Origin of the sequence: Chryseobacterium takakiae (genome assembly GCF_900129385.1) — a bacterium.
GTDB lineage: Bacteria > Bacteroidota > Bacteroidia > Flavobacteriales > Weeksellaceae > Chryseobacterium > Chryseobacterium takakiae.
In genome coordinates this window covers 279,878-295,000 of the sequence record NZ_FQVO01000002.1, presented here as the reverse complement: position 1 = coordinate 295,000, position 15,123 = coordinate 279,878, and the positions used below count along the sequence as shown (strand labels likewise).

At 37.5% G+C, this 15,123-nt stretch carries 8 protein-coding genes; 2 read left to right on the top strand and 6 right to left on the bottom strand.

All coding sequences use genetic code 11. The annotated features are described in order from the left end of the window. Nucleotides 1-3 precede the first annotated feature (3 nt). Nucleotides 4-936 (top strand): YihY/virulence factor BrkB family protein, encoded by a 933-nt coding sequence (locus tag BUA76_RS04445; protein ID WP_072883607.1) that lies wholly within the window; start codon nucleotides 4-6, stop codon nucleotides 934-936. 156 nt (nucleotides 937-1,092) lie between these two features. Here the strand turns inward: BUA76_RS04445 and argS are convergent, their stop codons facing one another. The 5 genes from argS to BUA76_RS04420 form a co-directional block, all read right to left on the bottom strand. After that, complete coding sequence (gene argS / locus BUA76_RS04440) at nucleotides 1,093-2,853, bottom strand: arginine--tRNA ligase (protein ID WP_072883606.1); 1,761 nt, start codon at nucleotides 2,851-2,853, stop codon at nucleotides 1,093-1,095. Between the two features lie 111 nt (nucleotides 2,854-2,964). Then, nucleotides 2,965-4,413, bottom strand: coding sequence for a SusD/RagB family nutrient-binding outer membrane lipoprotein (locus BUA76_RS04435; RefSeq protein ID WP_072883605.1), 1,449 nt, complete (start codon nucleotides 4,411-4,413; stop codon nucleotides 2,965-2,967). A gap of 11 nt (nucleotides 4,414-4,424) precedes the next feature. After that, nucleotides 4,425-7,457 carry a SusC/RagA family TonB-linked outer membrane protein gene (locus BUA76_RS04430; protein WP_072883604.1) on the bottom strand — a complete coding sequence of 1,011 codons (3,033 nt, stop codon included), beginning with the start codon at nucleotides 7,455-7,457 and terminating at the stop codon, nucleotides 4,425-4,427. A 414-nt stretch (nucleotides 7,458-7,871) separates the two neighbouring features. Continuing rightward, nucleotides 7,872-9,521, bottom strand: a complete 1,650-nt coding sequence (locus tag BUA76_RS04425; protein WP_072883603.1) for a SusD/RagB family nutrient-binding outer membrane lipoprotein — start codon at nucleotides 9,519-9,521, stop codon at nucleotides 7,872-7,874. 9 nt (nucleotides 9,522-9,530) lie between these two features. Further along, nucleotides 9,531-12,518, bottom strand: coding sequence for a SusC/RagA family TonB-linked outer membrane protein (locus BUA76_RS04420; protein ID WP_072883602.1), 2,988 nt, complete (start codon nucleotides 12,516-12,518; stop codon nucleotides 9,531-9,533). Between the two features lie 119 nt (nucleotides 12,519-12,637). On the opposite strand from BUA76_RS04420, the gene BUA76_RS04415 reads away from it, so the two are divergent. Continuing rightward, nucleotides 12,638-13,237, top strand: a complete 600-nt coding sequence (locus BUA76_RS04415) for a ribonuclease HII (RefSeq protein ID WP_072883601.1) — start codon at nucleotides 12,638-12,640, stop codon at nucleotides 13,235-13,237. A gap of 57 nt (nucleotides 13,238-13,294) precedes the next feature. Here BUA76_RS04415 and yidC read toward each other — a convergent pair whose 3' ends face one another. Beyond that, complete coding sequence (gene yidC, locus BUA76_RS04410; protein WP_072883600.1) at nucleotides 13,295-15,094, bottom strand: membrane protein insertase YidC; 1,800 nt, start codon at nucleotides 15,092-15,094, stop codon at nucleotides 13,295-13,297. Nucleotides 15,095-15,123 lie beyond the last annotated feature (29 nt).

Here is a 15,123-nt window from a genome sequence, read left to right as displayed (position 1 = left end):
TACATGATAAAAAGAATAAAATTTTTCTGGGAAGCACTGCGCGAAACATTTAAAAAATGGAATGAATCTTCGGCATCCAATGACTCTGCAAGTCTGGCTTATTATGCTATTTTTTCCATTCCGGGTCTGCTGATCATTATTATCTGGATCGCCGGCAACTTCTTTGGTGAAGAAGCGATACGCGGACAAATCTCCAGCCAGATCAGCGGTATTATGGGACAGGACGCAGCCAAGAGTGTTCAGGATATGATTGCGGGAGCTTTGGTGGATAAGGAAAATATTTTTATGAAAATTATAGGAATCGGTTCTTTGGTATTCGGTTCCACCACCTTATTTTTTCAGCTTCAGCGCTCGCTGAACAGTCTTTGGGATGTGCAGCCTGCTCCTAAAAAAGCATTCGTGAAATTTCTTCTGGACCGGGCCAACTCATTGGGTATGATCCTTATTTTAGGCTTTTTGCTGATGATTACTATGGTACTTTCTTCTTTGATCAGTCTTCTTAATAACTGGATTACCAATTATTTCGGGGTAGAAACCTATGTGCTGGTAGAGCTGATCAATTACATAATTGGATTTGTTGTTACCATGATCCTTTTTGCTTTAATGTTTAAGGTTCTTCCGGATGTGGAAATCAGCTGGAAACCGGTTTGGAGAGGTGCTTTTCTTACCACTGTTTTATTTACATTGGGAAAATTCCTGCTGAGCCTGTATTTCGGAACGGCAAAACCAACCTCGGCATTCGGTGCGGCGGGGACGGTAATCCTGATTATGATGTGGATCAATTATTCCTGCATGCTGATTTTCTTCGGGGCAGAATTTACTAAAATATATGCCCTGAAAAGAGGGTTCAAGATCATTCCTTCCAAACATGCGAAATGGAGTGATGCTAAACTGTATGAAGAAAGTAAGATTGAGAAAAATCATCCCGAGGTATAACTCTAGGAAGGACACTTTTCAGGAACTTCTGGCAGAGCTTATGGTAAGGTAACTCCATTAGAATGAAAAGGCGCGCAGGAGTTGAATGAAAGATGCGCAGGTTTTATCCAGAACCTGCGCATCTTTTTATACATTACATGAAATTAATCATGTTGTTTACATTCTGTTTACCGTATTGATTCCCAAAAGATTCAGGGATTTCTTTATGGTTTTGGCCGTAAGATCTGATAAATTTAATCTCAACTGTTTTACATTTTCATCCTCCTGATTCATAATCGGATTGCTCTGGTAGAAAGAGTTGTAGGTTTTCACCAGGTCATACACATAATTGGCGATCAGCGCAGGGCTTAATACCTCTGCCGCTTTCTGAACGACAACTTTATAATTGGCCAGCTGCATAACCAATGCCTTTTCATATTCATTTAAAACCACGCCATCCACTGCTTTATATCCAAAATCAGCCTTAGCCAATAAAGATTGAATACGGGCAAAAGTATACTGAATGAAAGGGCCTGTATTTCCGTTGAAATCAATACTTTCTTCCGGATTGAAGAGCATTTTTTTCTTCGGATCCACTTTGAGCATGAAATATTTTAAGGCACCCATTCCTACGTTTTCGTAGTTTTCAGCTTTTTCCTCTGCTGTTAAAGTTTCAAGCTTCCCAAGTTCTTCTGCTGCTGTTTTTGCAATATTGTGCATTTCCTGCATCAGATCATCTGCATCTACAACGGTTCCTTCACGTGATTTCATTTTTCCGTTCGGAAGCTCCACCATTCCATACGATAAATGGTACAGCTGATCTGCCCACGAATATCCTAATTTTCCTAAGATTTTAAACAATACCTGGAAATGATAATCCTGCTCGTTTCCAACGGTGTAAATTAATTTCTGAATATCGTTCTGTTTAAAACGTTCCACCGCCGTACCCAAATCCTGGGTCATATACACTGATGTGCCGTCTGAACGTAGTAATAATTTTTGATCAAGGCCTTCATCCGTAAGATCGCACCATACAGAGCCGTCCTCTTTCTGATACAGGACTCCTTTATCCAGTCCTTCCTGAATCAGGTCTTTTCCTAAGATATAGGTATTGCTTTCATACTGAACCTGATCAAAATCTACTCCCAGTCTTTTATAGGTATCGGCAAATCCTTTGTACACCCATGAATTCATTTCATTCCAAAGATTTCTTACATGCTCATCGCCGTTTTCCCAATCGAGAAGCATCTGTTGAGCTTCTTTCATTAAAGGGGCCTCTTTTTTAGCCTGCTCTTCGGACATTCCCTGAGCCAGAAGCTCTGCAATTTGCAATTTATATTCCTGGTCAAATTTAACGTAATAATTTCCTACAAATTTATCACCCTTTATGCCGGTAGAATCCGGTGTCTCTCCGTTTCCGAATTTTTCCCATGCCAGCATTGATTTGCAGATATGGATCCCTCTGTCATTGATGATCTGGGTTTTAATCACATGATATCCGGCTTCTTCAAGAATCTGAGATACAGAAAAACCTAATAAATTATTTCTGATATGTCCCAGGTGAAGAGGTTTATTGGTATTCGGTGATGAATATTCCACCATTACTGTTGAATCCTTCTTTTCTACGGTATCAAAGTTTTCCGTTAAAGCGCTGAAATTATCAATAAAGAATTGATTTTTAACCTTAACATTCAGGAATCCTTTCACAACATTAAAACTTTCCAGAAGTTCGGTTTGTTCCGTTAAAGCCTGTCCCAGCTCTGTCCCGATGGTTTCCGGATTTTTTTTCAGTTGTTTTACCAAAGGAAAAGTAACAATGGTAAAATCTCCCTCAAACTCTGTTTTATTTTCCTGAACTTCCAGCATAATTCCTTTCAGTTGATAAACATTGAGGATGATTTCCAGAAGTTTTTCTTCTATTATATTTTTAATATTCATTATCTGTTATTTAAAAAACCTGTCGTTCTTATTCTCAAATGCAAATATACGAAATAAAAAAACCGCCCCGAAAGGCGGATTAAATATGAATGTTAACTAATGTGCTTACAATTAAAACTTGTCCCAGAAGACTTTAGTGGTTAGTAAATCTCCACCGATGGCTGAAGCTGCCGCGCTTACATTGCCACCGTTGGTCTGGTATTCACTAGCCGGATAGGTCATACGTAAAGGGACACTGCTGATTGTTGCTGCTGCGGCTGGCTGAAGAGCAGGAAAATCAAGTCTTCTCCATGTATTCCAGGAAACCAGAGGCTGATTATACATAGCTACCCAGGCCTGCTCTCCGATAGATTGCTTCCAGTTTGAAGAATTATAAGGGTGGGCTGCAAGGTAAGCTGCCGCACTTGATGTTACCCCCCAATCTGTAAAGGATGAAGTAATCGCATTAGCATAATTGGTTGCAGCACTTCCTCCGATACCCCAGCGTGCACTGGCTTCTGCCAGATAGAATGCTACTTCCGTATAACTCATAAGGATTCCCGGCGTTGTAGGAGTATAAGCAAAATCTCCAGGAGCTGAAAAGTTCGCAAATGAGGCAGGAAGACCAATTGCCTGTCCGATATAATTGCCTGTAGAACCTACAGGTTTAAAGTATTTCGCTATTCTTGCATCGCTATTGGTATTCATATAATCAACCAATGTTTTACCGCCAACGAAATCATTTCTGTTATTTGCTTTTACATTTTCGTAAATCGGACTATAATTGGGTGATCCGCTAAGATATTGCAGTAAACAATTGTCTGCAGAAGAAGTCATAACTCCGTTGTTAATAGCCGTAGTGGCTGTTTGCTGAGCAAGTGTAGGATTTGCGTCTGCAATACCTATTCCTAATTTAAGCAGAAGTGAATTACCGAACTTTTCCCAGGCTGCAAGATTTCCTGAATAATAAATATCTGCTGAAGAAAAACTATCCGATTCCGAATCTAATCCTCCGGTAACATCAAGATTTGCTATATCCTGCTGAAGTCTTGATATTAAATTAGCATAAACTCCTGCTCCGTCGTCATACACGGGAGCGACATTTGAACCCAGCTGATTTGCCTGAGAATAAGGAATATTTCCAAATGTATCTACTAACAACTGGTAACTATATACCTGTAGAATATCTATAATGGCCAGCTGATTTTTTTTAGTTGTAGGCCATGTAAGAGCCTCAGCGGGTACAGGCTGATAGTCATTTATTAATTTTTTTGCCTGCACTAAACTATTTTGTACATTCACATAATTATCAATGTAAATCTGGTTGGAAACATTTCTGTTGGTGAAGTTATAATTGCTTTCTTCCACATAAGTTGTTTCCTGCCAGTATTGCATAGTAAGCCTAAAGTTATTTTCATTAACGCTGGGCGTGTTCACATAATCACTCAGCTCTTTCTGGGCATTTGTTACCAAACTTGAAGGAATAGTAGTATATGCAGAGTGAGGATCTAAATTTATATCATCAGATTCGCAACTGATGAATAATGTACCTAATAATAAAGATATGATGATTTTTTTCATTTTTTCATTTTTTAGAAATTGATTTTTACATTGAATGAGAAGTTTCTTGTGGTAGGCATAACTCCGGACTGATATCCCTGAAGGTTACCTGAAGACAATCCCGCTTCCGGATCAGCATACGGTAAATTCTTATGGATAATCCAAAGATTACTTCCTATGATACTGAATGACATTCCCTGTATAAATTTAGAACCTAACGCTTCTTTTGATAAATTGTAAGTGATGGATGCTTCTCTAAGCTTTACATAACTTGCATCATACACAAATGCTGCTGCCGGAGGATCTGTATTCAAAACCTGGCTTGATAACGACTTATCTAATCTTACATTATTCGCAATATACTGTCCGGGATTATTAGGATCCGGAATAACTCCTGCCAAGATTACACCTCCACCATTGGCCAATGTATTTCTTACAGGATTTCCCAAATCATTCAGCCCCACTGAATCTGGATACAAACCTGTTCCATATCCGTAAGACTGATCTAGCGAAAATACGTTACCCCCTTCTTTCACATCAATCAGGAAGCTTAAAGAAAGATTTTTGTAGTTAAATGTATTTCTTAATCCACCGAACCATTTTGCCTGGTAACTTCCCAAATCATTATTGGTAGTGGTTGTTTTCAGGTAGGCACCGGTATCAGGATCAATCACTCTTTGTCCGTCCGGAGCATAGATGAAATCAGAACCGTAGATCGTTCCATATAATCCTCCCAGAGGCGCATTCAGGGTAACTCCCCCTTGTGAAGTATTGGTCTGCAATGCCAGATTATCCACTCCGTTTTTCAATTCTGTCACCGTCGTTTTCGGGTTTGACCAGTTTGCAACCAAATTCCATGAGAAATCCTGAGATTTGATGGGCGTTACTCGCAATGAAAGCTCGAAAGCTTCAGTTCTTAGATTCCCGATATTCTGTTTCTGTAATGTCGTTCCGGAAGCATAGGAAACAAGCACATTGGAAATCAGATTTTCAGAGTCATTTTTATACCAGGTTGCATCGAATCCGATCCTGTTTTTCAGGAATGAGGTCTCAAGCCCAAATTCCATACTCTTTAGCTTTTCTGCTACCAGATCCGGATTTTTCAACACCCCGTTAAACTGATAGATAGGCTGGCTTCCGAAAGGTGAGCCTGCTAAATAAGTATCTATTAACTGATTGGCATCGGTATCATTCCCAACAATAGCATAGTTGGCACGAGCTTTTGCAAAACTAAGCCATGGCGCTTTGATTAAGTTTGAAAGAACCACACTTCCTGAAACGGATGGATACCAGTACACATTATTGCCTTTTGACAATGCAGTTGTCTGATCTCTTCTTATGGTTCCTTCCACATAATACGTATTTTTAAAACCTAAACTCGCCTGTGCAAATACTCCTACCACCTGCTTACTTGTATCGCTGGTTTGATTAAGCGGTCTTTCTTTTGAATTTGAGATATCAAAGTAATTTGGCACGCTTAATCCTCCTACGGTAGAATGTATATCTGAATATGCTGCATTATAGCGGATATTTGCACCTAAAACTCCATTGAGGTTAATATCCTCGGTAAGATCTTTTTTATACGTTCCGATGAAATCATAATTTCTTTCTGAAAATCTGTAATTTCCTAAATTATACCCGGAAGGCTGTGCCGTATTAATGTTAAGTCCGAAAATATTCGGTACAGAACCGTTAGATTTTCTTTCCTCCGTAGTCATGCTATAGCTATCATTGCTTAATCTTACTAAAAAGTTTAGTTCATCAGATACATCATAGCTTAAAGAAACATTTCCGCTGAATCGATCTCTGTTATCAGTCTGATAATTTTTATACCGTTGGAAATAAAGATTGTCCCAGTATTGAGGTGCAAGATTAGTAGGACTGGTAATATTCCATGTATAGTTTTGCTCTGCAATATTGTATAAATCCTGCTGCTGTTTAATATCAACATTGGTAGGCCACCATTGTCTGAAACCACTCATTACGTTCCCGTTATACCCGGTATCATTTCTACCTTTTGTTCTCTGTGTAATATAGTTGGCGTACAATGAAGCCGTTAACTTATCTGTGATTTTATACGATGCATTACCTCCGAAACTATTTTTTATTAATGAACTGTTTGGCAGTATATCTGTAGCATCAAGATTGGTGTAGTTGATTCTGTAAGTTGATACATCGTTTGCCCCGCTCAAGGAAACACTGTTTGTAAAGTTCGTACCGTTTTTAAAGAAAGTGATCGGACCGTTTTTAGCCATCGTCCACGGTGTTGCTTTTCCATAGTTAGGAGAACCCGGAATGAATGAATCATATTGATATACTAACAGATTGGGATCATATTTTGGTCCGTAAGATGCATCACTGCCAAACCCTGCAAGCAGTCCTCCGTTATAACTCCCCCATTCATCCTCTCCAAAATATCCTTGTCCGTATTCAGTCTGGTATTCCGGGAAAGTTTTTTTATCAATGGAAGAAATGGTAATAGAGCTTGAATATTCTACGCCAATTCCCTTTTGATTTTTCTTACCTTTTTTGGTGGTAATGATAATCGCTCCGTTTGCTGCCCGTGAGCCATAGAGCGCTGCTGCTGCCGCTCCTTTCAGCACGTTGATTGTTTCTATATCATTCGGGTTAATATCCGATGCTGCATTTCCATAATCGACACCGTATCGGCCGGTAGTCTGGCTGGATGTATTGATGTTGTTATTGATAATCGGAACACCGTCAACAACAAACAGCGGCTGGTTGGTTCCTGAAAAAGATTTAAAACCTCTTAAAACCACATTAATGGAACCTCCAAAGTTGGTACTTTGTTTGATATCCATACCCGCCACCTGTCCAGATAAGTTATTTAAAAAATTGGGGGTTGGATTTTTGTTGACATCGTCACCTTTGACTTCCTGAGTAGCGTAACCCAAAGATTTTTTTTCTCTTTTAATTCCAAATGCGGTCACCACCACACCTTCGATGTCTTGCGTCCTTACTGTATCATTTTTTTGCTGTACCTGTGCAATAGCAAATGACGATGACAGTACGGATGCAAGTACACCCATTGTTAGTTTCTTCATATCTAATTAAATTTTGCTAAACAAAGTTTAAAAACTTTCTTAAAACAGCAAAAGAAAACAGACAAAAATTATTGATTTTTAAAAAAATACGAATAATATCATTTAATTATTTATATATTTTAGTTAATTAATTAATTTTTAACAAAAACTAATTAATTCATTGAAATAAAATTTACATAAATACCAATTTTTTGTAATTGTTATTTTCTATATCCATTTATTGTAAAAAAAATATCCATAATAGGTGATAAACAATAGGTTACAACATAATATATCACCAATAGCAGAAATACGAAAATACGAAATGCAATGTACTGCATATCAATTGTTTTATAAATTTTCTGAATTTTAACATTTAGAATCAAAAAAAAGCCACTGTAAACAGCGGCTTTTAAATTTTATAAATAAACGTATTTAGTTTTGATTCCAGAAAGGAGTAAACTGATTTTTCACAAAAACCTGCGCACTCGAAATATTTGGAACATTCGCTGAATTGGCGGCATATTCAGAGTTTGGATACACCAGTCTGTAAGGTTTATTAGGAAACTGTGCTGTTGTAGCCATTGGCGTAAACGGATAACCTGTACGATTGTATTCAATAAACATTTCAGTAGGGTTAATATTGGTCAACGCAATCCATTTCTGGGTCATAATAGCTTCAATTTTTTGCGTATCCGAACCAGTCCATCCCAAACCTGGTCTCGCATTAGCTGCTGTGACATAACTGGAAACCTGTGTAGCATTAGCTCCCAACCAGGCACCGTTTGCCGTTATAGCTGTAGCAAATTTGGCAGATGCGTTGATCGTACTAAAAATTGCAGGCCATCTCAATGCTGCCTCTGCCTGTAGCAAATTACTTTCAGCTCTTGAAAAAAGAACACCACCTCTTGCATTGTTAGCTGCAATTACATCACCCCAAGTCGAAATGGCAGTTGCTCCAGAAAAGTTACCTGTACCTAATTTTGAAGTATTCACATTGTTTACAGGTACTCCAGGCTGACCGGGAACGTTTCCTTGTCGCACACCTTTTAACCCGGTAAATGGATTACCACTTGCATCAACAGAAGCAACATTGGTAAATAATCTTGACCTTCTTGGATCTTTAAGCCCTGTAAACTTACTATAATTGCTGTCATTTAATATGACATTTCCTTCTAATGAATTAGCCATATGCTCAGAAACAACTACCACGGCGTAATTTGATACTTGTTGGCCTGAAGCATTTCTAGCCCAGTTTAAAATAAAAGGATTCATTTTGTCATCACTTGCTGAAGAATATCCAGGATTAACCGTTACTTCCTCGTCGATGAATGTCGCATTGGATAAACTCTGCAGTTTTGTATTTCTATACGTCGCCAGATCACCGGTTACTTTAGACATTCTAATCAATAATCTCAGTTTAATGGTGTTTGAAAGTGCTTTCCACTTATCCATATCACCACTAAAAACAACATCAGAAGATGGTTCTAAAGGATGAAAATCCGTTGAGCTTTGAGCATTATCAATTAATGTATTGGCCTCTTCCAGCTTAGATATTAAGCTTTTATATATATCCGTATCATTATCATATTTAGGAGTGGTGTTCTGTTGCCCCAGGAAGGCTTCACTGTAAGGAGCATCACCATACAGATCAACAATATACTGCATATAATATGCCTTCATAATTTTAGCAATGGCAATATAATAATCCTGCTCATGATTTGAATTCTTAAACCTCTCCATTTGGTCGAAGTTGGCAATTCTGGGATACAAACCTTCCCAAATTCCTCTGTAAAAAGTATTATCCACACTGGATAAACTGAACTCTCTCGAATAAGGACCTGCAATTGTATATGAGTTACCAGCCCAGCTGTTCATCATAAGATTACCAAACTGCATCATTGTTCCGGCCTGTGTTCTGTAAGCAGTAGTAATTGCACCCGGAAGCATCAGTTCCGGAGTGATTTCTTCTGCCTGAATTGCATTTGGATTGTCATTCACATCCAAATACTCATTACTACAAGATACAGCACTTAGGCTTAAAGTTGCAGCTAAAATTGTTATTAAAAATTTATTATTTTTCATTTTTGTCTATTAAAAAGTTACATTAAAGTTGAAACCAAAAGTTCTCATGCTTGGATATTGACCTGTAACAGCAACCCCAGCAGCATTACCTGTAGTATTGGCCGTTTCCGGATCGTTAAAGTTTCTGTTATCTTTAGCATAAATAAAGAATGGATTTCTTGCGTAAACACCTATAGTTAAAGAATTTACGAAAGTATTTTGTAAAATTGATTTTGGTAAATCATAGCTTAGCGCAATTTCTCTTACTTTTAAAGCAGTACCATCTACTACGAATTCTTCCCCTACAGATGTGTAAGCAGCTGTGGTAAAATAGTTCATTACTCCGAAGTAACTTGGATCATTTCCTACCGGCGTAGTATTGGCAACATATTGCCCGTTTACCAACTGTACGGAATTTGGAATTACGTATCCCTGAGACCTGTCAAAATCAGCAGTTTTCTCTAATGAACCCGTAGTACCTAAACTTGTTTTCGCCAGTGATACAAAACTGTTTCCTGTTCTGTAATCTGCAGTTGCGCTCAAAGTAATTCCTTTGAATTTGAATGAGGTATTAAATCCTAAGATATAATCCGGATTTACTTTCCCAAGAACTTCAAAATTTGTTGTAGACAAAGGATTTCCGTTTGCATTTACGATGATATTTCCATTAGGATCTCTCTGATATCTTGTTCCTTTAATTACCGGAAAGTTTTCACCTTTAACAGCAAATATCCCAACATTGGTAGTAGTAGAATTATACAAAGCTACTTCATCTGCACCATCTGCTAATGATAGGATTTCCGTATCATATGTTGAATATGACCCTCTCACTTTCCATTCAAAATCTTTGGTTTTAAACGGAGTGAAGCCAAGATCTATTTCATATCCCTGGTTTCTGCTGTTTCCGATATTATCCTGGAAATTGGTAATACCAGAAGCAGAAGAAGTAGTAATCGTTGTAATAAAGTTTTTGTTATCATTTCTGAATACAGATGCATCTAACGTAATTCTGTCTCTGAAGAACCCTAACTGTAAAGATGCTTCTTTTGAATAATAGAATTCCGGTTCAATATCCTGTGCAAAAATTGTAGTTGTAGGCAAATAAGATGAAAGCGAACCAAACGGATATCCTACGGGAAATGCTCCCACTCTATCTAAGCCATATAGACTAATTGTAGAACTGTTCCCTACTCTACTGTAGTTTACACTTACTTTCGCATAATTAAGCACATCTCCTTTAATACTTGCAAAGGCTTTGGTAGGAACAAATGAAGCTCCGAATGAATAATACGGATAACCTTTGTTACTGAATGGCAGCTGAACACCTTCAACAGTTACCGGGTTTACACTGGTTAAAGAACTTTTTTCATATCTGAATGTAGAGTTGAAAAATAGGAAATCTTTATAATCCAGATCTAAATTGGCAAACCATGCAAAAGATCTTTGCCTTGTATTATTATTGTTAAGATTATAAAACTGATCAGGCTGCAATACGTTATTAATATGATACCATCCCGGAATTTTCAAGTTTTCACCACCAACCTGTGTTGTAGAGCTTGAAGCATCCTGAATATTGTGTCCTACGTTGAATTTCAAACCAAGATCATCCGTTAGACTATAATCAAAATTCGCCATTAAGTCGCCATAATATCTGAAGCTTGAAGCAACGGTTTTATAATAATTGGATACAATAGGATCAAGTCCGTAATCCACAGGCGAAGTCCCGTCAATAGGAGTATTTGTACCATCATATACTCTGTCGAAAGCAAAAGCATTCAAATGACTTTCCTCAACACTTGATCCTGAAACTGCTGTTCCGGAATACGTAAATGAGATATGGTCATTCAATTTATACTCCATATTGATCAATCCTGTAAAGGTTCTGTCTTTAACATCAGTTCTGTCATTATCAATAGTCCAGTAAGGGTTAACAGTATAAATACTGTAACTGGCATCCGGAAGTGAGTTTCTGAATTGTCTTATATCAACATTCGTAGGAGTCTGAAGCAACTGGCCATACAGGTTAGAATTTGTGTTGGATATTCTTCTGTCCAGATAATTTACGTTCCCGTCAATTCTGAATTTACCTAATTGCTTTCCTGCTTTAAAGATAAAATTATTTCTTTTCAGATTATCTCTATCAACAACGAAATCATTTTCAGCTCTGTTTACAGACAAGAAAACATAAGAATCTGATCCGCCTGCTGTTACAGACAATCCGTTTTGAATTAAAACTCCAGTTTTAAAGAATTTAGATATTCCGTCTTTTTTATAATCAAATGTTTCTCTAAACCAGGAATTGTCAGCCTGAGGCATCCCTACAAGTAATGATTGTCCTCCTAAAACAGTTGAATAAGATGGTCCCCAGTTTGTATTTTCATAAGGCGTCCAGTTGGCACCGCCATAATCCGTAGTATCAAAAGTATCGCCTGGATATCCCTGCCCATAAATTTTTTGTCTGATCGGCAGTTTGAAAACACTTGAAAAGTCTATGGAACTGGTAAGATTAAACTGTAATTTCTCAGATTTGGTTCCTCTTTTGGTTGTCACTACAATAACCCCGTTACTTCCTCTTTCACCATATAACGCAGCTCCCTGCATTCCTTTGATAATGTTCATGTTATCAATAATTTCAGGCGGTATATTTTGTAGAATGTCTAATGTAGAGATTACCCCGTCAATAACAACCAACGCCTGATTGTTTCCGGAAATGGATCTTGGGCCTCTCAAGACTACTCTCGTAGAGGAGTTTACTGAATTATTTGTGGTGTTAATTTGTAAACCGGAAACCTTACCTGCTAAAGACTGAACAGCGTTAGGGTTATTAGCCTGCGTAATTTCAGCATTATTTACCACCTGATTGGTAGAAGTAATTGCATCTTGTCTTTTTTTCAAACCTAAAGCTCCTGTAACAACAACTTCACGAATATCCTGAGTTTTTAAAGAATCCTGAGCACTCAACATCGCAAACGACGATGTAAGAACTACAGCTAAAACACTCGTAGTTAATTTCTTCATATTTAATTTGATTATTCTTTTTTGTTCGTGCAAATATGAAAAACTTTCTAAAGGCAGCCAAGTGTTTTGTTAAAAATATTTAAATTTGCTTAGTTTTACGATTTTAGTTCTATAATAATATGGATTTACTTAAAAAATGGTCAATTTTTTACGTTGAAGCAGGGTGCGATGAGGTAGGACGAGGCTGTTTAAGTGGTCCGGTGGTAGCAGCAGCGGTTGTTTTGGATGAAAATTTTAACCAAAACATGGTAAATGATTCCAAAAAACTGAATTTTAAGACAAGAATGGATCTTGATCAGTACATCAAAGACAATGTGAAAGATTATGCGATTGCAGAACTTCCTGCCGGATTTATAGATGAACACAACATCCTTAATGCAAGCATCCACGCAATGCATCAGGCTTTGGATAAGCTCACCATACGTCCTGAACTTATTCTTGTGGACGGGAACAGGTTTCATCCCTACAATTTTATTCCCCATCAATGTATTGTAAAAGGCGATTCGAAGGTTTTATCTATTGCTGCGGCTTCTATTTTAGCGAAAAATTACAGAGATAAATTAATGATGGAACTTCACCATGAACATCCGGAATACGGATGGGATACGAATTTCGGATATGCCACCAAAAAACATCAGGAAGCATTAATAAAGTTCGGGCCAACAAAGTATCACAGAAGATCATTCCGTTTGGATTACAGCATTCAAGACGAGTGTTGATTAAATTTATTAAATAAAAAAAGAGAAGCAATTGCCTCTCTTTTTTAGTTTATTGAATTATTTCTTTTTATTTTTTTGCTGCTCCTGATATCTTTGCTGTTCCTGAGCTTTTTCCATCATTTCTCTCATTCGCTTCTGAAACTTTCCTTCAGCTTTCGGCTTTTCTTTATTAGCCTGAATCTGCGCATGGATTTTTTTCTCATCCAGGATAACATATTTAATCACCAGGATAATTAAAATGTTAATAGCATTCGATACAAAATAATACCAAGAAAGACCGGATGCAGAAGTATTCAGGAAGAATAAAAAGGTAACCGGGAAAATATACATTAATACTTTCATATTCGGCATACCTTCCTGTTGAGGCTGCTGCATATTCCCTGAAGTCATGATCGTATATATTAAAATTACAATCGTACATGCAATAGCGAAAATACTCAGGTGATCTCCCAGGAACGGAATTTTAAATGGCAATTTAATCAAATCATCATAAGCCGTTAAATCTTTCGCAAACCAGAATCCCTGTCCTCTCAAATCAATAAAATTCGGGAAAAATCGAAATAACGCGTAGAAAATAGGAATCTGAACCAACGCCGGCAAACATCCCGCCATTTGATTAACTCCGGCTTTACGATAGACTTCCATCGTAGCCTGCTGTTTCTTCATCGGGTCTGCATCTTTCAGTTTTGCATTCACCTCATCGATTTCCGGACGAATTACTCTCATCATGGCACTCAGCTTGTGCTGCTTGTACATGATTGGAGACAAGATCAATTTAACAATAATCGTCATCAGGAAAATTACCCATCCTGCTGTAAGTCCCCAGTCAGCAATGATATTATACATCGGAATGAAGAAATAGCGGTTCATCGCACCAATGAAAGACCAGCCCAGCGGAAGAATCTCGTCAAAGTTTTTATCATAAGACTTCAATAAAGGTAAATCCAATGGCATAAAATACCATGTAAAATCCTGGTTAAGCTCACTTCCCGTCATCTGTACAAAACCTTCATAGTTCAGTTTTTTAAGATATTCTCCTTCTTCAATTGTTTCCTGATTTCCTTTACTCTGGGTAAATCCTGTTTTAGATTCAATTACAGAAGCAAAGAACTGCTGTTTTACACCAATCCAGTTCAGGGTCTCTTTATCTTCTTCCATTGTTGTCCTTCCGTCATAATCATAATTTTTATAATTATTAAAAGCGTAGGAGAATTCCGAGTGAGACTGTTCCTGGGTTCTACCTTTTTCAAGATTTCTTACATTGTAGTCCCAGATAAAATCTGCTTTGTTATCCGAAGTAATTTTTGCAAGCCCCTGCGTTCTTACTTTAAAATCAAGCGTATATTTCGGAAGTAAAGTATAAATAAACTGAATAACAGCACCGTTGTAGTTAGCCGTCATCGTTACAGCATTTCCGTTGACCGTAGGAGAAAATACAAGATCTTTTGTATTGATTACTTTTCCTGTTTTGTCTTTGAACTGAAAACCGTAATTCGAGTTATTTTTTGTGATCAGGTAAAGCGGAAGGTCTGCTTTATCTGTTTTATGATCGTATGCTTTATACTCCGCAAGCTCCACTTTTGAAACCTGCCCTCCAAGACTGTTGAATTCCACCTTCAGCTCTTTATTGGAAATATTGGCTGTCTGAATAGCATTAGGAGTTACATTAGGATTGATATTGTTTGCCTGAGATGGTTTTACGGCATTTTTTACCTGCTCGGTTTTTTTTTGTTCAGCCTTTATCTGTTCTTCCTGGGATTGTTTATTCTGAAAATAAAACATAAAACCGAAAAGCACCAAACATAAAACCGCAAAACTGATAATCTGACTTTTATCGAGTCCGTTGTTCTGTTGCATTTTATTTTAATTAAATTTTTACCTGTTTA